The 23432-nt window shown below is 34.7% G+C and carries 24 protein-coding genes; 8 read left to right on the forward strand and 16 right to left on the reverse strand.

The features are described 5' to 3' along the window. Nucleotides 1–57: 57 nt before the first annotated feature. The 7 genes from K7G76_RS00580 to trhO form a co-directional block, all read right to left on the reverse strand. Nucleotides 58–2391 (reverse strand): penicillin-binding protein 1A, encoded by a 2334-nt coding sequence (locus tag K7G76_RS00580; protein ID WP_223032263.1) that lies wholly within the window; start codon nucleotides 2389–2391, stop codon nucleotides 58–60. A 1-nt stretch (nucleotide 2392) separates the two neighbouring features. Next, nucleotides 2393–2884 carry a gliding motility lipoprotein GldH gene (locus K7G76_RS00585; RefSeq protein ID WP_223032264.1) on the reverse strand — a complete coding sequence of 164 codons (492 nt, stop codon included), beginning with the start codon at nucleotides 2882–2884 and terminating at the stop codon, nucleotides 2393–2395. Beyond that, a complete protein-coding gene (locus K7G76_RS00590) occupies nucleotides 2874–4052 on the reverse strand; it encodes a PSP1 domain-containing protein (RefSeq protein ID WP_223032265.1) in 1179 nt (392 codons plus the stop codon). The genes K7G76_RS00585 and K7G76_RS00590 overlap by 11 nt, the downstream gene beginning before the upstream one ends. Nucleotides 4053–4157: 105 nt before the next feature. Then, nucleotides 4158–5063 carry a radical SAM protein gene (locus K7G76_RS00595; RefSeq protein ID WP_255572888.1) on the reverse strand — a complete coding sequence of 302 codons (906 nt, stop codon included), beginning with the start codon at nucleotides 5061–5063 and terminating at the stop codon, nucleotides 4158–4160. A gap of 98 nt (nucleotides 5064–5161) precedes the next feature. After that, a complete protein-coding gene (locus K7G76_RS00600; protein WP_223032267.1) occupies nucleotides 5162–5392 on the reverse strand; it encodes a ferredoxin in 231 nt (76 codons plus the stop codon). Beyond that, complete coding sequence (locus tag K7G76_RS00605) at nucleotides 5392–6636, reverse strand: peptidase U32 family protein (protein ID WP_223033572.1); 1245 nt, start codon at nucleotides 6634–6636, stop codon at nucleotides 5392–5394. Before K7G76_RS00605 ends, K7G76_RS00600 begins: the two co-directional genes overlap by 1 nt. Before the next feature lie 4 nt (nucleotides 6637–6640). Beyond that, nucleotides 6641–7723 carry an oxygen-dependent tRNA uridine(34) hydroxylase TrhO gene (trhO, locus tag K7G76_RS00610; RefSeq protein WP_223032268.1) on the reverse strand — a complete coding sequence of 361 codons (1083 nt, stop codon included), beginning with the start codon at nucleotides 7721–7723 and terminating at the stop codon, nucleotides 6641–6643. A 459-nt stretch (nucleotides 7724–8182) separates the two neighbouring features. Here trhO and recA point away from each other — a divergent pair, with 459 nt between their 5' ends. The 4 genes from recA (at nucleotide 8183) to K7G76_RS00630 (ending at nucleotide 11903) form a co-directional block, all read left to right on the forward strand. Continuing rightward, the gene (gene recA, locus K7G76_RS00615; RefSeq protein WP_223032269.1) at nucleotides 8183–9187 is read left to right on the forward strand and encodes a recombinase RecA; all 1005 of its coding nucleotides are present in this window, start codon (nucleotides 8183–8185) and stop codon (nucleotides 9185–9187) included. A gap of 104 nt (nucleotides 9188–9291) precedes the next feature. Then, entirely contained in the window at nucleotides 9292–9699 is a 408-nt protein-coding gene (locus K7G76_RS00620; RefSeq protein WP_223032270.1) for a hypothetical protein, read from the forward strand. A 27-nt stretch (nucleotides 9700–9726) separates the two neighbouring features. Then, nucleotides 9727–10269, forward strand: coding sequence for an RNA polymerase sigma factor (locus K7G76_RS00625; protein WP_223032271.1), 543 nt, complete (start codon nucleotides 9727–9729; stop codon nucleotides 10267–10269). Next, nucleotides 10269–11903: a hypothetical protein gene (locus K7G76_RS00630; protein ID WP_223032272.1), complete on the forward strand. Its 1635-nt coding sequence runs from the start codon at nucleotides 10269–10271 to the stop codon at nucleotides 11901–11903. The genes K7G76_RS00625 and K7G76_RS00630 overlap by 1 nt, the downstream gene beginning before the upstream one ends. Before the next feature lie 86 nt (nucleotides 11904–11989). On the opposite strand, the gene K7G76_RS00635 is transcribed toward K7G76_RS00630, so the two are convergent. Next, nucleotides 11990–12727 (reverse strand): lysophospholipid acyltransferase family protein, encoded by a 738-nt coding sequence (locus K7G76_RS00635; RefSeq protein ID WP_223032273.1) that lies wholly within the window; start codon nucleotides 12725–12727, stop codon nucleotides 11990–11992. 66 nt (nucleotides 12728–12793) lie between these two features. On the opposite strand from K7G76_RS00635, the gene K7G76_RS00640 reads away from it, so the two are divergent. Next, complete coding sequence (locus K7G76_RS00640; RefSeq protein WP_223032274.1) at nucleotides 12794–13036, forward strand: GlsB/YeaQ/YmgE family stress response membrane protein; 243 nt, start codon at nucleotides 12794–12796, stop codon at nucleotides 13034–13036. Between the two features lie 124 nt (nucleotides 13037–13160). Then, nucleotides 13161–14129 carry a tryptophan--tRNA ligase gene (trpS, locus tag K7G76_RS00645; RefSeq protein WP_223032275.1) on the forward strand — a complete coding sequence of 323 codons (969 nt, stop codon included), beginning with the start codon at nucleotides 13161–13163 and terminating at the stop codon, nucleotides 14127–14129. On the opposite strand, the gene dprA is transcribed toward trpS, so the two are convergent. Beyond that, nucleotides 14126–15229, reverse strand: a complete 1104-nt coding sequence (dprA, locus tag K7G76_RS00650; RefSeq protein ID WP_223032276.1) for a DNA-processing protein DprA — start codon at nucleotides 15227–15229, stop codon at nucleotides 14126–14128. The genes trpS and dprA overlap by 4 nt on opposite strands. 104 nt (nucleotides 15230–15333) lie before the next feature. Between dprA and K7G76_RS00655 the strand changes: the two genes are divergently transcribed. Both K7G76_RS00655 and K7G76_RS00660 read left to right on the forward strand, forming a co-directional pair. Beyond that, nucleotides 15334–16275: an HU domain-containing protein gene (locus tag K7G76_RS00655; protein WP_223032277.1), complete on the forward strand. Its 942-nt coding sequence runs from the start codon at nucleotides 15334–15336 to the stop codon at nucleotides 16273–16275. A gap of 181 nt (nucleotides 16276–16456) precedes the next feature. Next, the gene (locus K7G76_RS00660) at nucleotides 16457–16966 is read left to right on the forward strand and encodes an acyl-CoA thioesterase (protein WP_223032278.1); all 510 of its coding nucleotides are present in this window, start codon (nucleotides 16457–16459) and stop codon (nucleotides 16964–16966) included. 18 nt (nucleotides 16967–16984) lie between these two features. Here the strand turns inward: K7G76_RS00660 and K7G76_RS00665 are convergent, their stop codons facing one another. Genes K7G76_RS00665 through K7G76_RS00695 form a run of 7 tightly spaced genes read right to left on the reverse strand, consistent with a single transcriptional unit; the run spans nucleotide 16985 to nucleotide 23424 of the window. Next, the gene (locus K7G76_RS00665) at nucleotides 16985–17758 is read right to left on the reverse strand and encodes a hypothetical protein (RefSeq protein WP_223032279.1); all 774 of its coding nucleotides are present in this window, start codon (nucleotides 17756–17758) and stop codon (nucleotides 16985–16987) included. A 40-nt stretch (nucleotides 17759–17798) separates the two neighbouring features. Further along, nucleotides 17799–19025 (reverse strand): murein hydrolase activator EnvC family protein, encoded by a 1227-nt coding sequence (locus K7G76_RS00670; protein WP_223032280.1) that lies wholly within the window; start codon nucleotides 19023–19025, stop codon nucleotides 17799–17801. A gap of 2 nt (nucleotides 19026–19027) precedes the next feature. After that, nucleotides 19028–19807: a DUF4292 domain-containing protein gene (locus K7G76_RS00675; protein ID WP_223032281.1), complete on the reverse strand. Its 780-nt coding sequence runs from the start codon at nucleotides 19805–19807 to the stop codon at nucleotides 19028–19030. After that, nucleotides 19807–21168 carry a tetratricopeptide repeat protein gene (locus K7G76_RS00680; protein ID WP_223032282.1) on the reverse strand — a complete coding sequence of 454 codons (1362 nt, stop codon included), beginning with the start codon at nucleotides 21166–21168 and terminating at the stop codon, nucleotides 19807–19809. Before K7G76_RS00680 ends, K7G76_RS00675 begins: the two co-directional genes overlap by 1 nt. Before the next feature lie 45 nt (nucleotides 21169–21213). Further along, nucleotides 21214–22230 carry a sugar phosphate nucleotidyltransferase gene (locus K7G76_RS00685; RefSeq protein ID WP_223032283.1) on the reverse strand — a complete coding sequence of 339 codons (1017 nt, stop codon included), beginning with the start codon at nucleotides 22228–22230 and terminating at the stop codon, nucleotides 21214–21216. Between the two features lie 11 nt (nucleotides 22231–22241). Further along, nucleotides 22242–22676, reverse strand: a complete 435-nt coding sequence (gene dut / locus K7G76_RS00690) for a dUTP diphosphatase (protein ID WP_223032284.1) — start codon at nucleotides 22674–22676, stop codon at nucleotides 22242–22244. Further along, nucleotides 22666–23424 (reverse strand): DUF6090 family protein, encoded by a 759-nt coding sequence (locus K7G76_RS00695; RefSeq protein ID WP_223032285.1) that lies wholly within the window; start codon nucleotides 23422–23424, stop codon nucleotides 22666–22668. Before K7G76_RS00695 ends, dut begins: the two co-directional genes overlap by 11 nt. Nucleotides 23425–23432: the final 8 nt, after the last annotated feature.

Consider the following 23432-nt stretch of genomic DNA (forward strand, 5'->3'; position numbering starts at 1 on the left):
AAAATTACAAAATAAAAAAGCCATTCGGAAGTGAATGGCTTTTGATTTTGAGTATCTTTATCTAAACTCTAATTCTTCAACTTTTTCCTCATCTGGCAACGTCTCTTGCTTTTCTTCTTCTTCGTAAAGCGCGCAATCTACCTCGATAGTTAATTCTGTTGGTGCTTCAAAATGTTCTTTTGAAACTTCAAGAGTTTCATCGGCATAACAAGCCTTCATATACAAAGCCCAAATTGGTAGTGCCATAGCAGCACCTTGTCCATAAGTTATACTTCTAAAATGTGTGGCACGATCTTCTGCACCAACCCAAACACCTGTTGCTAAATTAGGCACCATACCCATAAACCAACCATCACTTTGATTTTGTGTGGTTCCTGTTTTACCAGCAATTGGGTTTTTAAATTCATATGGATAACCCGTAATAATTTCTCTATAATCGGCTCTATACGCGTCAGCTCCTTTAGTACGCAATCTAACACCTGATCCTGCATCTGTAACACCTTCCATAAGTTTAACAGTAACGTAGGCTGTTTCCTCACTAATAACATCTTTAGACTCTGGAGTAAACTGGTATAAAATAGTGCCATTTTTGTCTTCAATATGCGTAACCATAACAGGTTTAGTGTAAACACCTTTATTGGCAAAAGTAGCATAGGCAGCAACCATTTCGTAAACACTTAAATCTGGCGTCCCCAATGCAATGGAAGGTACTGCCGGAATATTAGATTCTACACCTAGTTTCTCAACTAAATCGATTACAGGCTGTGGCCCAACCTTATCCATTAATCGAGCAGAAATAGTATTAACCGAATTAGCCAAAGCGGCTTTTAAGGTTAACTCACCTCCATAATTACCATCATCATTTGATGGTGTCCAAGACTCCATTGCACCATGCCTTCCGGCTTCTATGGTAATTTGCGAACGCGGCATTTTATAGCATGGTGATAAATGCAATTGATCTATAGCTGTAGCGTAAACAAATGGCTTGAAAGTCGAACCCACTTGACGCTTACCTTGTTTAACATGGTCATACTGAAAATGCTTATAGTTCATTCCTCCTACCCAAGCCTTAACATGACCAGTTTGTGGATCCATAGACATCATGCCAGGATGTAAAAAAGACTTATAATACCTCATAGAATCTATAGGCTTCATTAAGGTATCGATTTCTCCTTTCCAGGAAAAAACGGTCATATTCGTAGGCTTATCAAAAGAAGCTATAATCTCTTCATCTGTCTTGCCGTCACTTTTCATAACACGCCATCGTTCAGATTGGCGCATACCGCGCTTCATTAAGCCATCTATTTCACTTTGACTCAACTCCAAAAATGGTGCCGTGGCATTTCGATCTGGGGTGTTTTGATGATCAAACTCCGCTTGCAACCTTGGCATGTGCTGTTGTACCGCATTCTCGGCATATTGTTGCATACGCGAATCTATAGTTGTATAAACTTTTAAACCATCGCCATACAAATTGTACTTTTCACCATCTGGTTTTGGGTTGTTTTTAATCCAATCTTTCATAAAGCCGTCTAAATATGCTCTGAAATATGTGGCAATACCATCGCGATGTGACTGTGGTGAATAACGCAGCCCTAAATCTAAAGCCTGAAGTGAATCTTTGGTTTTTTCTGAAATATAATTGTACTTCTCCATTTGGGACAGCACCACATTTCTTCTATTGCGCGTACCAACCGGATTGCGATGCTCTCTTGGATTATACAACGATGAATTCTTGAACATCCCAACCAACATAGCCGATTCCTTAACATCCAATTCATGCGGTTCTTTATCGAAATAAATACTAGCTGCAGAACGGATACCATCTGCATTGTTGCCAAAATCATAAATATTGAAATACATGGCGATGATTTCTTCTTTGGTATATTGCCTTTCCAAACGAATGGCAATAATCCATTCTTTTGCTTTTTGTAATACGCGTTCAATTATGTTAGAAGAGCCTTCCCCGTGGAATAATTGTTTAGCCAACTGTTGGGAAATGGTACTTGCTCCACCACCACTTCCAAGTTTTACTACAGCTCGTAAAGTGCCTCGAGCATCTATTCCTGAATGCTCAAAAAAACGTGCATCTTCGGTTGCAACCAATGCATCTACTAAATGCTTTGGTAGTTCATCGTACCCAACAGGAGTTCGGTTATCATTGAAATAAAATTTACCTAGTGTTTTGCCATCAGAAGAAATAATTTCAGTCGCCAAATTGGTTTTTGGATTTTCTAGAACGGTGTGATCTGGCATATCACCAAAAACACCCCATGACGCCAATAAAAATAATAGCACAACACTTAAAATACCTCCTAAAAACAATTTCCAAAACCAACGTACGTACTTCTGAAAATCTTGAGTTTGTTTTGCTTGTTTCTTTTTAGCCATATTATTGCCCTATAGGTTTTTCAATTCTAAACCCAACATCAGTAATACCATGCAAATTGACAACTCCGTTTACTTTGCCATTCTCACGCATAGCATGTTGGATATTAATGGTATATTCTCCAGACTCGTTAAAAACCACACCTTCTTTATACCACAATTTATTTTCTTTAACATCAGTAAAGCCTGTTCCTAGCAATTCTCCATTTGGCTTAGCCATACGATATTGCAAGGTGTCTTTAATAGTTTTTCCGTGCGGGAAATTCATTTCAACAATTAGATATAAGTTGTTGTATTTGTAATCGTCATTGTTTCTTAAATTCACAAACAAGTTATAAGGCTTTATAGAATCTGGCGGATTAATTTTAAAACTTACCACAGAATCTTTATGCCACTGGTTTGGGATAGATTTATACACATCAACAACCCGATTAGAATCACAAGATGCTAACAGTAAACAGCTTAAAATAAGAGCTACAAAAAATCTATTTGGCATTGTTTTTCTTGCTTTGCGGTTTACGACGACGTTTGTTTTTATTTCCTCTATTACTTTTACGTTTATTTCGCCGTTTTGGACTATCAAATCGCGTTAAACTATCTTGACCAACAACGTTTTCAAATTCAGTTTTAGTATCTTCAACCAAATCTGCTGCGTATTCTTCAAGGCTTGCTACCTTTTTCTTTTGTTTATTTAATGCTAGTATTTCGTTGGCTTGATCTTTGGTTATTTTGTGCCAATTCATCCATTCGCCTTCATAAGCAAACCACATATGGCCTTTAAAAATATCTGTTTTTTGGCAAACTGCTGTTCCTTTTTCCGTATAGAGTTTAACATCAGACTTTGGAAAATCTTTTAAAGCATCTAAATAGGTGTCTAACTCATAATTTAAGCAGCATTTTAATTTACCACATTGCCCAGCTAACTTAAGAGGGTTTAACGATAATTGTTGATATCGTGCTGCAGATGTACTTACAGAGCGAAAATCTGTTAACCAAGTTGAACAGCATAATTCACGACCACACGAACCTATTCCGCCTAAACGAGCAGCTTCCTGTCGGAAACCAACCTGTCGCATCTCTATCCGTGTTTTAAATTCTTTTGCGAATAGTTTAATAAGCTCGCGGAAATCTACGCGCTCTTCTGCCGTATAATAAAATGTTGCCTTACTGGCATCGCCTTGGTATTCAATATCTGAAATCTTCATTTGAAGTTTCAAGTCTATAGCAAACTGTCTTGCCTTAACTTTCATAGGTTCTTCCTTATCACGAGCTGCAGACCAAATATCTATATCCTTTTGACTGGCTTTTCTATATATCTTAAAAGCCTCTGGGTCATCTTCAGAAAGTTTTTTGCGTTTCATTTGAACACGAACCAGCTCGCCTGTTAAGGTAACCATTCCTATATCGTGACCGTACTCGGCTTGTGTTGCAACAACATCGCCTATACTTAAGGTTAAATTTTCGGTGTTTTTATAGTAGTGCTTTCTACCGTTTTTAAATCGGACCTCAACCCAGTTAAAAGGTTCTACTCCGTTGGGTAATGCCATATTGGCTAACCAATCAAAAACCGTTAGCTTGTTACAACTATCGGTTCCACAAGTTCCATTATTCTTGCATCCTTTTGGCTGACCATCTTTTCCTGTTGAACATGTTCCACAAGCCATAAATTAAAGATATATATAGATTCTGAACGCAAATTCAGAAGACGATTAATACTAAAAATAAAACGTAAAGATAAGATTATTCTAATGACTTTAAAAAGCGATTGTTTAATTGAATTCTATTTCGTAATTCAATCGGTTTGACAGCGATCTAAGAGTCGCTTTAGACTTAAAAGCATTTTTAAATAAGGTATTGCTCCAACCTATTTTTTTTGAGTAGGCATTAAAGCTTTCATTTTTCCAATCGAACCCATCCTTCCAAAATTTTTGAGGTGAAATATAGCAAAATGTATAATCGAAAATTAAACTCGACTCATTGGTTTCATCTTTTCTAGGAATTTCTTCTGAAGCCAACAGCATAATATTATTAGCTTTACAGCTCGCCTTAATATTTTGAATGAGCTTAGGGTAGTCATCTCTAATAGTCTCTAAATCGAAATCAGAATACTCGGTATTACCAATTTTTTGAATAGGGCGAATTTGAAGAATGTCAAAACTATTACCGTCGAAGTGCTGAAAAAACTCTTGAAGTTCGTAGAAGTTATCTTTATTGAATGTGTAATTGATACGGACTTTAAAATTGTATCGTGATTTTAATTTAGCAAAGGCCTTAAACGCATTGTGGAACTTTTCATAACTCGCCTTTTTCATAAAACTTTCATAACTGGCTTTTGTAACTCCATGCAATGAAATGGTAAATTCGTTTAAACCTGCTTTGAGTAGCTTTTCAATTTTTTCTTCATCCAACAAATTGGCATTAGTTGTTATGGAAATATAGGGCACATTATACTTTTTACCCAACGCCACAACCTTATCTAAATCTTTATATAGAGTGGGTTCTGTACCACATCCTATTTGAAGTTTTAAAGCACGTTTAAAAATGGTTTTAGCTACTTGATTGAGTTCTTCCTCCTTAAATTGCCCTTTTAAGGTTTTAACATAATCCGCATCTGTAAAATAGCACATCTTGCACCGCAAATTACAAGCCATAACTGGGTCTAGGTTTACTGCCAAATAGCGATGGTTAAATTTATGCAGTAGAAATAACCCTAGAAATTTAATTCTATGGCTTTTGATACGTCTGTTTAACTTTAAAAGTTTGTAAATGTTCATTAATTCAACTTTACGCTTATAATTTTTACTGGACAGGCTTTAGCAGCATTATCACAAGCATTGTAAATTTCGTTGTCATTTGATTTTACAGTATAAAATCCTTTTTTGTCTTTAGCATGCAGCAATACTGTTTTTCCGTCTTTTTTTGACATTTGAAACATTTCAGGTGCCATTTCCACGCAATAGTTGCACCCAATACACTTATTACGTTGCAAGGTAATAATAACCATTAGGCTTCTACTTTATTTTCAACAATTTTATAAAGTTTATCTGAAGGCCGAATTCTAAAATCTAAAGGCATAGTTACTAAATCGCCTTTTTGACCTTTGTTGTTTTTGGCATCATTGACCATTAAATCTGAAACCTCACATTCTTTGGCCCCAGTTGTTGGCCCTGTGACCAAGATAGTGTCTCCAATGGCTATATCAAATGCTTCAATTTTAAATTCTCCTATTTTGGCTTTAGGATAAAAATGTGTGCCTTTACCAATATAAACTTTCTTTTGGGTGGCGTGAGATCCCGACCCATTGCTCCATTCGCCTAATTTCTGCCCTAAATAATAGCCGCTCCAAAATCCGCGATTATAGACTTTTTCCAATTCCTGCATCCAAGAAACAACTTTTTCTTTGTCATACGTGCCATTTGCAACACTGTTTATGGCATCTCGATAGCATTTAATGACCTTGGCTACATATTCTGGAGCCCTTCCACGACCTTCAATTTTTAAAACTTTTATGCCTGAATCTGCTATTTGGTCAAGAAAATCTATGGTACACAAATCTTTTGGAGACATGATATATTCGTTATCCAACTCCATTTCAATACCTGTTTCCTGATCTATTACTGTATATTTTTTTCTGCAATTTTGTTTACAAGCACCTCTATTGGCTGACGAATTATAGGCATGTAAACTCATATAACACTTTCCAGAAACCGCCATACATAAAGCACCGTGACCAAAAATTTCTACCTCAACCAACTTGCCAGAAGGCCCTTTTATTTGCTCTTTTTCTATCTGCTCGGTAATGTTTTTAACCTGTCGCAAACTCAATTCACGACTCAATACCATAGTGTCTGCAAACATGGCATAAAACTTAACCGTTTCAATATTAGTAATGTTAATTTGAGTAGAAATGTGTACTTCCATATCAAATTCACGAGCTATTGCAATCACCGCTTGGTCCATTGCAATAACTGCAGTAATGTTTGCCTCTTTAGCTTTTTTTACTAAAGTTTTTACGATAGACAAATCATGGTCGTAAATTATGGTATTCAAGGTTAAATAGGTTCGAACCCCTTTTTCCTGACAACGTTTAGATATTTCCGGTAAATCGTCTAATGTGAAATTAATAGATGCTCTGGCCCGCATGTTTAATTGTTCGACACCAAAATACACCGAATCTGCACCATTATCTAAAGCTGCCTGAAGTGATTCAAAATTCCCTGCAGGCGCCATTAATTCAATTTTTTGCATCATATCAACTTTTAGATTCCTCTGGTTTTTTCAACACCTCAAATATGTTACGCAAATCTTTTTTATAGGGTAAATGGTCTGCGCGACCTTTCTTGAAAATATCATTACTGTTGCCTTGCCCTTTTCGCAAAGTTTTTTGTTCTTCGTATGGTAAGTGAATAATTTCCTGGCAGTGGGTTGAACAACAATTTTCCATTTTTTCTTTACATGCCTTACACTGAATAAACAATAAATGGCAAGCATCGTTTGCACAGTTGGTGTGCGAGTCAGCTGGTTCTCCACATTGGTGACATTGCGCTATAACATCGTCTGTAATACGTTCTGAACGACGCTCGTCAAACACAAAGTTTTTACCAATAAACTTGTTCTCCAATCCTTTTTCTTCAACTTGACGTGTATAATTAATTATACCGCCTTCTAATTGAAATACTTGTTTGAAGCCTTTATGTTTGTAATAAGCACTCGCTTTTTCACAACGAATACCACCAGTACAATACATAACCAACTTCTTGTCTTCTTTATGGTTTTTTAAATCTTCTTCAATAATATCAAGAGATTCTCTAAAAGTATCAACATCTGGTGTCACGGCATTTTTAAAATGACCTATTTCACTTTCGTAATGGTTACGCATATCTACCAAAACCACATCTGGATCTTCTATAAGTTCGTTAAACTGTTCGGCTTGAACGTGAATGCCTTTGTTTGTCACATCAAAGGTTTCATCGTTTAAACCATCGGCCACAATTTTATCACGTACTTTTACTTTTAATTTAAGAAATGCAAAGTTGTCGTGCTCTATGGCAATATTTAACCGAACATTTTCTAAAAATGAAATGGTATCTAAATGGTTCTTGAAGGTCTTAAAATTTTCTGCTGGCACTGAAAGCTGGGCATTTATGCCTTCGTTGGCGACATAAATCCGCCCTAAAACATCTAGTTTATTCCATTCAATGAATAAACTATTCCTGAAATCTAAAGGGTCTTCAATTTTGGCGTATTTATAGAAAGAGATGGTAAGCCTGTCTTTTCCGGCTTTTTCAATTAATGCAGCTCTTTCTTTAGCGCTTAAGTTATTGTACAGTTGCATGCTATACTAATGTGTTAAGGTTAAAGATATATTTTGCGCAAAAATACAACTTTTAAAATGAATGTGGATTTTCTATTTAAAACCATAAAAAAAGCGCCCTGTTTTTCAGGACGCTTTTAGTAGACTAACTCGTTATTAATATTTTTTTCATTCTTCTAAATCAAAAAATATAATAAGAGCTAACCTCCATCGGCTTTACAGCTGCTGTTTATAAATACAACCGCTGAAACGCCTAACGCGTTAATTAATAAAGTTTTTTTAATAAATCTCATCTGTACAATTTTTAGTTATTAAAAAGGGCAGATGGAATTAATGCAATGGAATTACAATCGATTTCATAGCAAAAGTTTCCCACTTTATATAGTAGATGCAAAAAGTACAAAAAGGTTGCGTCAGAAAATTGTAATATGATAAAAGTTGTAGTATTTTAGCTGTCCATTCAGCAAAATTTAAGAGAAAATGAGCAACGAAAAAGACGCAAAATTAAAAGCACTAAAACTTACTTTAGATAAATTAGATAAAGCCTACGGAAAAGGAACTGTAATGAAAATGAGCGACCAAGCAGTGGTTGATGTCGACTCCATTCCCTCTGGTTCATTAGGCTTAGATATCGCTCTTGGTGTGGGCGGCTACCCTAGAGGTCGTGTAATTGAAATTTATGGCCCTGAATCATCTGGTAAAACAACCTTAACACTTCATGCTATAGCTGAAGCGCAAAAAGCTGGAGGCATTGCAGCTTTTATAGATGCAGAACATGCTTTTGACAGGTTTTATGCTGAAAAACTAGGTGTTGATATTGACAACTTAATTATATCGCAGCCCGATAATGGCGAGCAAGCTTTAGAGATCGCAGATAACTTAATACGTTCAGGCGCTATTGATATTGTAGTTATTGACTCGGTAGCAGCTTTAACTCCAAAAAGCGAGATTGAGGGCGAAATGGGAGATTCTAAAATGGGTTTACATGCCCGATTAATGTCTCAAGCCTTAAGAAAATTAACGGCTTCAATTAGCAAAACCAATTGTACCGTTATTTTTATTAACCAATTGCGCGAAAAAATTGGTGTTATGTTTGGTAATCCTGAAACCACAACTGGAGGTAATGCATTAAAGTTTTATGCCTCTGTACGTTTGGACATTAGACGCTCCACACAAATTAAAGAAACCGATGGTAATGTAGCTGGAAATAAAACACGTGTAAAAGTTGTAAAGAATAAAGTAGCGCCTCCTTTTAAAACAGCAGAGTTCGATATTATGTATGGCGAAGGTGTTTCTAAAGTTGGTGAAATTTTAGATATCGCTGTTGAGCATGAAATTGTTAAGAAAAGTGGTTCTTGGTTTAGCTATGAAGATACCAAGCTTGGTCAAGGGCGTGATGCTGTAAAAGCTTTAATTAAAGACAATCCTGAACTAATGGACGAACTTGAAGGAAAAATTCGAGCCATTTTAAATGAATCCAAATAAAAAAAATCCCGAAGCTTCGTGATTTTTTTTGCTTTTAGACGCAACCTTTTTAAACTTTGTGCATCTAAAGAGTAAACATGTATATAAAACATTAGAATTTAACCATGAGAAAGCTTGTTGTTTTACTCTTTTCTCTCTTTGCTTTATCGTGTAGTATTGATGATGATAATGAGAGAGTTTACAATGTAATACTTCCTGTTGAAGATGCGGTTGTCCCAACAGAGTTTGAGCGCGGTGAAGTTTATGATATTTATCTCAAGTACTTTCGCCCTACATCCTGTTACGCTTACAATGATGTGTATTATGTAAGAGAAGGTAATGAAAGAATGGTAGCCGTTGTTAATACTGTGTTTGAAGGTGATTATGAATGTGTTGAAGTAAATGAATTACTTGACACTCAATTCTCCTTTAAAGCAGGGGAAGAAGACTCTTATGTGTTTAAGTTTTGGCAAGGAGAAGATGATAATGGAGACAGTCAGTATCTAATTATTGAAGTCCCCGTGGTAGATTAGTAAATGTTTAATTAATATGTGTGTCATGTGAGTTTAAAACAACTCATAAAAAAATGTAGTAAAAATGATACTCAAGCTCAAAGCGAATTATACCAACTCTTTTCGAGTAAATTGTTTTCGGTATGCTTGAAGTATTCAAGAAACTATGCTGAAGCAGAAGATAATCTGCAAGATGCATTTTTGACTATATTTAGTAAAATTGCACAGTATAGAGATAAAGGTTCTTTTGAAGGTTGGCTTAAACGTATTACAATTAATACCGCCTTGCAGCGCTATAGGAGTCAAGGTGTTTTTGAAATTGTAAACGAAGAATTTATTGAAGATGTTGAATTAGATATTGACGACAATGATATTTCAATTGATTTTTTGTTGAAAATTATTCAAGAGTTACCTGATAGGTATAGATTGATATTTAATATGTATGTTTTAGATGGTTATTCCCATCATGAAATTGCAGAAATGCTTTCAATAAGTATGGGAACCTCTAAATCTAATTTAGCTAGAGCTAGAAAGATACTAATAGAAAAAATTGAAGATTATAAAGCGCGATTAAATTCGCAATCATTATAATGAGCGATAAAAAACACATTGATAGAGTTTTTCAAGAAAAGCTAAAGGACTTTGAGGTTTCTCCCAATCCTGAACTTTGGACAAAAATTCAAAACGAACTCAAGTTAGAAGACGACCAACCCAAAAAGGTGTTTCCTATTTGGTTGCGTCTAGCTGGTATTGCTGCCGTTTTAGCTATACTATTCACAATAGGCTCTTTTGTTTTTGATAGCAATGCATCAAAAAGTAATGATCCTGCAACAAAAACAGTAGATAACAATACAAAACCTTCTTCAGAAAAGAACTCTAAAGAATTAAATAATAAACTAACAAACAATCCCGAAACATCAACAGCAAATATAGATGATAATGAAGGCAATAATAGCGATATAAATAGTTTAGAAAGTCATCCTAAAAATTCCAACCCTTCTAATTTAGATAATGATAATACTGCAAACAAAATAGCTTCAGAAAACAACAGAGACAATAAGCCGTCCAAAAACAAAAGAAATGAGTTTCTAGACAACGAAACAAAATCGGCTCAAGTTTCAGGTATTAGTTCACCTAATAATCATGAATCATCTGAACTAAACAATGCTCCAGATACCAGAACAGCTACAAACGACCCGAATTCTGCCAATATCAATACTATAAATAACGTGTCTTCAAATCCTGAAGCAAATCAAACCAAAACAGCACAAGCAAAAAACAATCTTAAAACTGAATTAGATACAGATGCTGCCAATCGTGCTTTAGGAAAAGAAAATACTCAAAATGCAATTGCCTTAAATGCTATGAAAGGCAATAACCCTCATAATGAAAAAGAAAAAGAGGAATCCTTAAAAGTTGGTGATTCATTGAACAGTGAGTCACCTTCTATAGAGGAAGCAATAGCGCAAGCTGAAGAATTAAATGAAAAAGAAGAAGAGAAAGAAAAATTAGTAAACAGGTGGCAAGTTTATGCAAATGTTGCGCCTGTTTACTATAACTCATTTGGTGAAGGTTCTCATATTGACGAACAGTTTGTTTCCAATTCAAAAAGTGGTGAGGTAAATATGAGCTATGGTGTTAATGTTAGTTATGCTTTAAGCAAAAAGCTAGCAGTTCGATCAGGAATAAGTTCTTTAAATTTAAGCTACGATACCGATAATGTTATTTTATATGAAAGTCCTAATAGTGGTACTGGAAATCCTATAAATCCTATGCGTAACATTAATTTGGCTCCTGGAAGTCAGTCGCTAAATGCCTTTAGTGGTGAAAATTTAGGCTTTCAGCAAATTATAAGCGATTTGTCTAATGCGGCCATTAGTCAGCGTTTAAGCTATTACGAAGTTCCTGTTGAACTTGAATATAAATTAGTTAACAATCGTTTTAGCCTTGGTTTAATTGGTGGTGTAAGTACATTTTTCTTAAATGATAATGAAGTCTATTCTGAATTTGAAGAATATACAACTTATATTGGCGAAGCAAATAATGTAAATAATGTTAGTTTTAGTACTAATTTAGGTATTGGAATGAATTACAATTTTTCAGAACATTTTAGATTTAATTTAGAACCTACTTTTAAATATCATTTAAATGCGTTTAATAATACCTCTGGTAGTTTTAGGCCGTATATAATTGGTCTTTATACCGGTTTTAGTTATAAATTTTAGTTTTTAGTTGGTTAGATTGATTGACTTTCCTAGTCTTAAGGGAAAGCAATGATGAACAAAAGGTCGCTCTTCTGCAGAGCGACTTTTTAATTTAAGTCATCTTGTAATGTTTTTAAAATCGCTTCTCTAGACTGGGTGTTGAGCCGCTTGGTATCTGCAATGGTCAATTCTTTTGTCTGAATATGCTCATGTCCAATTACACGCATTTGTCCAGGGCTGCCACTAAAGAACGTGTAACTAAATCGTTTTTTATTATCAAGAAAAACAAGAGGGACAATAGGAACTTGATGGTTAATGGCCAATCGAAACGCTCCGTCTTTAAAATCGTCAAGAATTATATGCTCTTCTGGCACACCTCCTTCTGGGAAAATACAAATGCTCAAACCTTGTTTCAAACGTTTTTGAGCTCTTAAAAAAACAGCTTTTCTACTCTTTTCTGAACTTCTATCGACCAATATGCATGTACGCTTATAGAAAAAACCAAACAAAGGAATTTTTGCCAACTCTTTCTTGCCCACAAATACAAAAGGATTTTTTGAACTTGCAAGCATGAGCATAATATCAGCCATAGAGGTATGATTGGCAATAAACATATAGCTCGCCTTCTTTTGAGGTTCCTGCTTCAGATTAATTTTAACCCGAAAGCCCATTCCAATTAAAATAAAGTAAGCCCAAAAACGGGCGAGTTTAAAAAAAAAGGGATACCAAGACTCTTTAGAAATGGAAACCAACAGTATTGGAAACAAAGCAATAATTGGTATAGCTACCAAAATATAAAACCAAATACGATACAAAATCCAAAATAGATACTTGAATATAATCATAGGTGCCAAAAATAATGATATATATTTATTATCTTTAGAAATACTAACTTTAAAAATTAAACTATTATGAGTTTACTTTATGCATTACTTATTGGCGCTATAGCTGGATGGCTGGGCGGAAAATTAATGAAAGGTGGTGGGTTTGGATTACTAATAAATATCATTTTAGGTATTATTGGTGGGATTGTAGGAAATTGGGCTTTTGGAGCATTGGGAATTTCAATTTCTGATGGTGTTTTAGGCGATATTATTACAGGTGCCGTTGGTGCTGTAATTGTACTTTTTGTAGCTGGGTTATTTAAAAAATAACTTTGCTGATAAAATAACTTAAATATATAAAAGTGGTTTAAAAGCCACTTTTTTTTGTTCGCAACTATAAGTACATTTGTCCTATTGATAATCTAAAAAGATTTCTGCTTTTGCAGAAAATATTATGGCAAGAATATTAACAGGAATACAAAGTACAGGAACACCACATTTAGGAAATATTTTAGGCGCTATTATGCCTGCAATTGACATGGCGAATAAGCCAGAAAACGATTCATTTCTCTTTATCGCTAATTTACACACACTTACACAAATAAAAAATGCTGAAGAGTTAAGACACAACACGTACTCTGTAGCAGCTACATGGTTAGCTTTCAGATTAGATATAGAAAAAACAGTATTTTACAGACAAAGCGATGTGCCTCAAGTTACAGAACTTGCATGGTATTTAAATTGTTTTTTTCCGTTTAAAAGATTGCAATTGGCTCATGGATTTAAAGATAAAGCCGATAGATTAGACGATGTAAACTCGGGCTTATTTATGTATCCTATGTTAATGGCGGCAGATATTCTGTTGTATGATGCCAACCTTGTACCTGTTGGCAAAGACCAGTTACAGCATATTGAGATGACACGTGATGTAGCTTCACGTTTTCATGCCAAAATGGGGGAAACCTTTGTATTGCCAGAAGGCAAAATACAGGAGAATACCATGCTTATTCCGGGAACCGATGGTGAAAAAATGAGTAAGAGTCGTGGTAACATTATCAACATATTTTTAGACGATAAAAAATTGCGTAAGCAAATTATGTCTATTAAAACTGATAGCACACCATTGGAAGATCCTAAAGACTGGAAAACCTGTAATTGTTTTGCCTTGTATAACATTTTAGCTTCTGCTGAAGATGTTGCAAAAATGAAAGCCAATTACGAAGCTGGCGGTTATGGTTATGGTCATGCCAAACAAGAACTTTTTGAATTAATAGTTGAAAAATTTGCAGAACCTCGTAAACGCTATAACCATTATATGGCGAACTTGAACGAAATAGACGAAGCACTACAAATTGGTGCTGAAAAAGCAAAGCGAGTAGCTAACGAGGTGCTAAATCGTGTTCGTGGAAAGATTGGGTATTAAATAACCTCAAACAATTTTCCAGGCAAAGGTCTAACCGCTCCTTTGAGCTCTAGATTAAGTAACACACTAGCTACTTTAAAAATAGGCATGTTGCAATCTAAAGCTATTAAATCTAACTGTTGTTTTTCTTCAGTCTTTAGATAATTGTAGATAATCTTTTCCTCATCAGTTAACTCAATAAACAGTTGTTTTTGAATAGTTGGTTTTTCTTTTGTTTCCAATTCCCAATTTAACATATAAGGAATATCCAAAGGGTTTGACAGTAAATGCGCTTTTTGAAATTTAATCAAGTTATTGCAGCCCACGCTTTGTATATCTGTGGTTCGACCTGGCACAGCAAACACATCCCGATTATAGGAATTTGCAATATCGGCAGTTACCAAACTGCCGCCTTTTTCAGCAGACTCTATAACTATAGTTGCCTCACTTAATCCAGCAATTATACGATTGCGTTTTAAAAAATTATTCCTATCAAAAGGATCGCTGCTCCAAAAATCGGTAAAAAACCCACCATGCTTTTCAATATCAGCTACATATTTTTTATGTGTTTTAGGATAAATTTGGTTTAAACCATGAGCCAAGCAACCAACGGTTTGTAAATTGTGTTTTAAGGCCGCTTTTTGTGCCGTAATATCTGTACCATAAGCGAACCCAGAAACAATAACAGGATTAAAAACTGCCAACTCTTCAACCAACCTATTACAAAAATCTAATCCACTACTCGTAATCTTTCGAGTACCAACAACACTTATGATACGTTTGTTTTTTAGGTTTATATTACCAGACTGAAACAATAAAATAGGGCTGTCTATACAATGTTTTAACCGCTCGGGATAATTAGCATCTGTAAAGTATAAGCAGCTAACGTTGTTCTCTTTAATAAAATGTAACTCTTCTTCGGCAGCTGTAAAATGCTGCTTGTTAAATATATCGCTAATCACAATGCTCCCAATACCATCAATTTTTAAGAGGTTTTGCTTTTTCTCTTTAAAAATGGCTTCGGCAGACCCACAATGATTAATCAGTTTTTTAGCTGTAATATCTCCAATATTAGGCACATGCTGCAAGGCTAATATGGGTAATAACTGATTTTCTGTCATGGTATGTAATTGATTTCTAAACTACAAGAAAAGAAATTTTAGGATGTTAATAAATACTTAAGGGCTGTTTTTGTTCGCTTTTAAATTTTTTTAACTTTGTTTTTATGCAATTAGAACCTTACATCAGCGATTTATTATACCGTTACGAATGTGTTACCATTCCTGAATTTGGCTCATTCTTAACACGTCGAGTTTCGGCTACCATTCATGACTCTACACACGCGTTTTATCCACCAAAAAAGATATTGTCGTTTAATGAACAGATTCAGAAAAATGACGGTCTATTAACACACTATATTGCCGATGTAGAGAAGATTCCTTACGAAGAAGCCTCAAAACGTGTTCAAAAACGTGTGAAGTATTTAAAATCGTATTTAGTTGAAGGCGAAACTTTAGATTTTCACAATATTGGTAGCTTATCATTAAACACTGAAGGCAAAATTTTATTTGAGCCATCTTATCATCTTAATTATTTAACTGATGCCTTTGGCTTATCGCAGTTTGTCTCTCATGAAGTGACTCGTGAAACTTATAAAGAAGAGGTTGAATACATAGAAAAAGTAGTTCCTATTACTACTATCACACCAGAACGTCGTAAATCGCGTCCTTATCTTAAATATGCCGCTGTTGCTATTATAGCTTTAGGGTTAGGTGGATTAGGTGCTTCTAAATTTTATGTAGACAATATAAATGAGCACAATAAACTGGCTCAAGAACAAGCTACTCAAGAATTAGAAAATAAAATTCAAGAGGCTACTTTCGTTATTGATAATCCGCTTCCAGCTGTTACCTTAAATATCACAAAGCTATCTGGCAACTATCATATTATTGCCGGTGCTTTTCGTATAGAAGAAAATAGTGATAAAAAAGTCTCGCAATTAAAAGCCCAAGGTTTTAAAGCTCGTAAAATTGGTATCAATAAATATGGTTTACACGAAGTTGTTTATGCTAGTTACGATGATAGACTTGAAGCACTAGAAGCTTTAAGAACTATTAAACGCTCCCATAATTCTGAAGCTTGGCTTTTGGTTAAGGAGCTAGATTAGTTTTTGTTGCCTTGTCATGCTGAAATTGGTTCAGCATCTCAATTACCCTAAATACTTTAGATTTCGAAACAAGTTCGGAATGACAAGTCATTGATTTGTTATTACAGATTACATTTTTATGACATAAAAGCTATAATCATGAGCTTTTTTCGTCTTACCTTTGCAGCTCAAATTAAGAGCTATGCAAGCAAAAACACCAGAACAAACTAAAACCATAATGACAGACTTGGTTTTGCCAAGTGAAACAAATCCATTAAATAATTTATTTGGTGGTGAATTATTGGCCAGAATGGATCGTTGCGCCAGTATTGCAGCCAGACGTCACAGTCGCCGTATTGTGGTTACTGCTTCTGTAAACCACGTAGCTTTTAATCGTTCAGTACCATTAGGCAGCGTGGTAACAGTTGAAGCCAAAGTGTCGCGTGCTTTTAAAACCTCTATGGAAGTCTTTTTGGATGTTTGGATAGAAGACCGTGAATCTGGACAACGCACCAAAGCCAATGAAGCTATTTATACTTTTGTAGCTGTTGATGAAACAGGGCGACCAGTGGAAATCCCAGAAATTACTCCTGAAACCGACTTGGAAAAAGAGCGCTTTGCAGCAGCATTAAGACGTAAGCAATTAAGCTTGGTATTGGCGGGCAAAATGAAGCCTAAAGATGCCACCGAATTAAAGGCGTTGTTTGAGTAAGTTTTTTTTTTTGAATTATTATTCTTGGTAAGTATAAGTTACCTCAACTAATAAATTCCCATTCGAATATTCTTTTGATGTTAATGGATATCCTGCTTCATTATAAGTATATTCAATGTTGACTTCACTCGTTGAAAAATCATCTGAACGAATAGTTTTAGTAATATTGTTAAAGTTATGCCCTATAATTTTATTCATTTCTTGATTTTCAAAGGGAGTCTTTAATGGGTTGTTAAAAGTATCATACTCAAAAGTGTAATCAATAATTTCAGTTCCAAAATTACGCTCGTCATGTCTGCTTTCAATATTACCATTTATATCAAATGAAATATTTGATATTGCAGATTCTTCATTATCTGCATTGAAAAATTGTTTGTTTATTAATTGATTATCGCTATTATAATTATAAAGTGTACGAAGAACGTTACCACTAATAGTATGTCTCAATGAAGAAGTAATCAAACCACTAGTAAAGTTAAATTCTGTATATTCAGTACTATCATCAACTGCAATGGTAACCTTCCAAATTTGTCCATTAGAATTATAGGAATAAGTATAGGTAGCCTGCAAATATTGCGAACCGTTCCATGCTTCTTCAAGAGCACTTTCTACTTTTTCATCTGAATTGAAGAAATATGTAGTGCTAGTACGTATTTCTTCTTCTGGACGAAAAATTTCTATTTTAACTAAAGTGCCAATAGCTGCATGGTTTTGGGGTGGATTATCAGAATCATCACTGCTACAGGCCGATACAAAGAGTATAAGGACAACTAAAATTAAAAGTTTTTTCATTGATGTATTTTTCACCAATATATAACTTTTATACAAGACATTACATCCTATAAATCCATTCGGCTGGATTAACCGTTTTGGTTTCTTTAAAAATTGAGAAATTTAAAATAGTCTCGCCATTGGAAGGGTTTGTAAATACTTGACCAATAACTTCTTTTGTAGAAACTTTATCACCTTTCTTCACATATATTTTTGCCATGTTGGAATAGGCAGTTATATAGTTACCATGTTGTATTAAAACGGTTGGATTACCATTTTTTGAGGTAATGATTCGCATAACTTCGCCATTAAAAATAGCCCGAACATCAGCATTTTTCTCGGTTGCAATACGTACACCGTTACTTTGTATAGTAACCGTTTTAACCACTGGATGCGGTTGTTTACCGTAGCGTACTTTAACAACGCCTTTTTCTACTGGCCATAATAATTTACCTTTATTAGATACAAAGTCTTTAGCCAATGCTTTAGCTTCAGGTGTAAGCGCAAAGCTTGTAGATGTAGCAGTCGATTTTCCTGCTTTTTTATTTGATGCTGCTATGGCCTCACGAATTATTTTTTCAATCTCGCGATCAATTTTATCGGCTTCGCGCTGCTTCTCTCTAATTTGAGCGGTGTAATTATTTAAATTTTTATTAATAGCAGCCATTAACTGTTGTTGCTGTGCCAATTCGGTTTCTAATTCCCGCTGGGCAATACGGTTTTCTTCTATAAGTTTTTGCTTATCGGCTTTTTGCTTTAACAGTGCCTTATTCGTTTCTTGCAGTTCCGTTGTTTTTGTTTTTATGGCTACACCTTGTTCCTTTTGATAATTGGCATACTGATTTAAATACTGAATACGTTTGTAGGCTTGTTTAAAGTTTGTTGAAGACAATAAAAACATAACACGGCTTTGTTCGCTTTTACTTTTATAAGACGTGACTATCATTTTGGCATAATTCTCCTTTAAAACTTCTAGTTCATCCCGTAATTCAGTGATTTTGTTTTGGTTATCGTTTATTTCGCGTGTTAGCAAGTTAGCTTGCTGATTGGTAACCATGATTAAGTTTTTACGCACGCTAACCTTATAGTTTAAATCTTCTATTAAAGTAGTTTGCGATTTTTTCTTTGATTTATCCTTGAATAATAATTCGTTGATTTGCTTGATTTCATTACGCAATTCTTGGCGACGTTCTTCGAGTTCCAATTGCTTTTTGCTTTGTGAAAAAGACAATGTTGTTGTTAAAAACAACAATAGGAATACGCATACTATTTGGGTTGGTCTATGCATTACTAATCTAGAATTATTTCTTCAAAACCAGAAGGAATCTTAAAGGGATACCGTAAATTTTCGTTTAAACTAACAGATTTAAAACCCATTTCAATGGTGGTTTCTTCATCGCCTTCCAATACAAATATTTTTAAGTTTTCAGGAACACTCTGTTTGTCCACCATTTGATAAGACAAATAGTCTATTTCTAAAAAACGCGCTTCGTTAGATTGTGAAAGTTGCTGCGAATCCATTTTGAAATGCGCTGGGTTTATGATATAAAACAATTCAAAAATACGCATCTGATTTTTGGGTTGAAATAAATACGCTTCATTATGAATAGACATATCATGCGTTGTTTTATCTAATTCAAATAAGGCATCACCCAATAACAAATTTTGTACTTTTTTAAAATCTAACTCTGTACCTAACAATTGACTTAAATACCCAAAATCGCCATCAAAATAGGTGTTGTCCAGTTTATTGTAAAAACTCACTTTTTCAGGAGTAATTTTCGCCCGAATTAGGTTTAAAGCCGAATTTAGCCAAATAACCTCATCTTTTTGCATACGCATTGTAATGGTATGCGATTGTGATTTATTGTCTTGTGTATAAATTACCTTTATTTTACACTGTAAGGTTTTAAAATTTGGCGATTGCTTGGTATGGGCTTTAATGACCTCTTTTGTTGATAGTGATAAATCACTAGCCCCTGGAGCTGTAACAGATTTTGTTGATTTACAACCTAAAAAAGCTAAAAAACAGAGCGCTACTGTACTTTTAAAAAAGGTGGTCTTATTCATTAATTTGAGGATTCCAATTGTTTTGCCTTATCACTAAACGCTTTTGCCTTGCTTGTATTGTTTAACAAGGTATAGGCTGTACTTAATTGATTGTAAAATTGAACTTGCATTTTAGGGTCTTCAATAATATAATCTTGGCCCATTTCAAGAGTGTCAACAGCATCTTTTGGTTTGTTTAGCTTGTTAAGAGCCACTCCGTTTATTAGATAAAATAATGGCTGCGAAGGAAACTTTTCAAGTGCGTCACGACTTTGTACTTCAGCTTGTTCGTAATTCTCCAAATCTATTTGCAGCAATAATATGTTTCTTAAAATACCATAACTGTCGCTGTTTAATGCCAATGCTTTATTATAATACTCAAGGGCTTTGGCTTTATCGTCCTTCTTTAAAAAATACTGTGCAACTTCTAAATATGAGGTTTCAGAATTTTCGTCAGTAATCATAGTTGTTGCCTCAACCAAATCGGCTTCGTACTGCGGGTTTTGAGAAACAAAGTTTACAAAATCAACTAAAACCAATGTCTTTGCATCAGGTTTAATATGCGAACTTTGTAATACAATTTTCATGGATTCAATAGCCTTATCTGGGTCGTTATCATCTAAATAAAACTTATAAAGCGCTAGATGTACCAATTGAGAATTGGGCTTAATCTCCAAAAGCTTTTTAGCAGTTTCAAAAGCTTTCTCTTTTTCATCGTTTTCGCTATAACGATAGATAAGCGCCAAATAGTTTGACTCCTCATCAGGGTTATCCTCAACACGATCTTCAAGGTTTTCAATTTGTTCTTTTTTACGACCTGTTAGCTCATAAATTTGGTTTCTCAATAAATCGCGTGTTGGTGATAGCCCATGTTCCTCATCCATTTCGTCTAGAATTTCTAGAGCGTCATCATATTTTTTAATCCGTACATAAAGTGTTGCCAAATCTTCTTTATAATCTGGGTGATATTTAACCAGCTGCTTGACTGTTTTTATAGCTTTATCGTAATCATTCTGTTGGGCGTAAATATCATAAAGCTCATCTAAATACCATTCATTATCAGGCTCCATCTTTACTGCTTTTTTTAAAGCATCTTCCGCAGCACCAAAATTTTTAAGCTTATTGTAGTTCTTACCCAATTCGTAATAAAATACCGATTTAGAATCATCTAAATCTATACACTTTAACAAAGCCGTAACTGCACGGTCGTAATTTTCAATACCTTTTTGTTTTAGGGCTTCAAAGAAATACTCTTGATCTAAATCTTCAACCTCTCCTAAATCATCATTAGGTGTTTTATTATAATCTATTTGGGCAAAACCTGTTTGGGAATAGCATATTATTCCTAGCAGTAATAGCGTTATGTAGATTTTCTGTTTCATTTTTAAAGCTTCATTAAGCCCAATAGGCAAAAGATATATCAACTTTTAGTCCAAGTTAGTATAATCACCTAAACTCACTTTAGTAAAGTTACCATTAAACTTTACGTGATTTCCTATCATTGCTTCATCTAAATTAGCATTTTTGATGGAGCTATGGCTTTGTATTAAGCTATTTTTAACGGTTGACGCTTCAACTGTAGTATTATTTCCGATTGATACATGTGGCCCAATTGTAGCATCTTTAAGTAAAACATTTTCTCCAATAAAGCACGGTTGGATAATTTTTGAGTTTGTTATTTCTACAGAATCAGCAATTAGCTTTTCATTATCTTCAAATAAGAATTCAAGCATTCTGGCATTGGTTTCCACGGTTACCGTTTTATTTCCACAATCCATCCATTCATCAACCTTTCCTGTCTTAAAGACCTTGCCTTTAGCCATCATACCTTTAATCCCATCGTTTATTTGATACTCTCCCCCATTTACAATATTGTTATCTAAAACGTGCTGTAATTCATCTTTTAAAACGGAAACATCTTTAAAGTAGTATATACCTATGACAGCCAAGTCGCTAACAAAGAATTTAGATTTTTCAACTAATTCAACAATTTCATTGTTAGCATTAAGCTTTACTACTCCATAAGCTTCAGGGTTATCCACCTGTTTTACCCAAATTACAGAATCGGCTTCTTCGTCTAAATTAAAATCGGCCCTAATCAACGTATCAGCATAGGCGATGACTGCAGGACCTGATAACGAGTCTTTGGCGCACATAATGGCATGGCCTGTCCCTAATGGTTGATCTTGTCTATAAATAGTTGGTTTAGCTCCAAGGGATTTAGCTAAATTTTCGAGACTTTCAACAACGTCGTCACCAAAAAAAGCGGGATCGCCTAAAACAAACGCTATTTCTTCAATGGGTTGGTTTAAAACTTTTGCTATGTCTTTTACCAATCTATGGACAATGGGTTCGCCTGCAACAGGTATTAACGGTTTTGGTACAGTTAAACTATGAGGTCTTAAACGAGAACCTCGTCCTGCCATGGGTACTATTATTTTCATCTTATTGCTTTTTATTTTACTCCTGTACTTCCAAATCCACCTTCGCCTCTAGACGTTTCTGATAAACTATCAACTTCTTGCCATTCGGCACGTTCGTGTTTGGCTATCACCAATTGTGCAATACGCTCGCCGTTATTTATCACAAAATCCTCATTGGATAAATTCACTAAAATGACACCTACTTCTCCTCTGTAATCGGCATCAATGGTCCCTGGTGCATTAAGCACAGTAATTCCTTTTTTTGCTGCCAGGCCACTGCGAGGTCTTACTTGAGCTTCTATTCCAACTGGTAGCTCTATAAACAAACCCGTACCCACAATACTTCTTTCAAGTGGCTTAAGAATTCTCGGCTCTGAAAGGTTGGCTCGCAAGTCCATTCCTGCAGAAGCAAGGGTTTCATAATGTGGTAAATCGTGATTGGATTTATTGATAATTTTAATTTTCATGTTTTTCTATTTCTGATTCTAATAAATTGATGATTGATACCATTTCTTCTTCTAAAATTGGTCCTTCTATAAAAATACCATTCATATAACCATGAATATAAACCAAAAGGTTTTCGTATTTATTTGATTCTAATACTTGTAGTAGATTTTGCTTAAACTCCATCAGTTCATCTTCAGAGTGCTCTTTGGTACTATAATAAATACTAAAGTCAATTTTTGAACTATCTATTTGAAAAGGATAAAGATTCCTTTGAGTAAACACCATAGCGTTTGTTTCTTCTTCTTTATAATCGTTTAACAAGTCTTGAATTATGGCGATTTTTATTTTCAAAGAATCATTAGAAACCAACTCAATTTTTCCAGAATTAATAACTGAATTGTAAATACCTTGAAAAGGATCAAATGTATAATTATTATTAATGCTTCTATTTAAGTTTCTTAAACTATCCAAAGACAGCTCCCTAGGATCAGAAGTCATCATGGCCTCAATTGCTTTTTTCCGATTTAAATGAAACTTGTACGCTACATCAAATCTTGCCAAGTTTTCTTTAAACTCTTGTAAAAGGCTTTTGAGAACCTTTAATTCTTCTTTTTCCAATTCCCGGTTGTTATTCCAGTTGCTCACTTGAAGCGCCAATAAAATACCAATCATCACCAAAATAATTTCGCCAATCGCATATTTTAAATAACGCCCTGTTTGGTTATCGTTTAGAAGCTGTTTGCGTATTTTATTGAAGAATTTTAACATTAAAGATT

This window comes from Hanstruepera marina (assembly GCF_019880635.1).
GTDB lineage: Bacteria > Bacteroidota > Bacteroidia > Flavobacteriales > Flavobacteriaceae > Hanstruepera > Hanstruepera marina.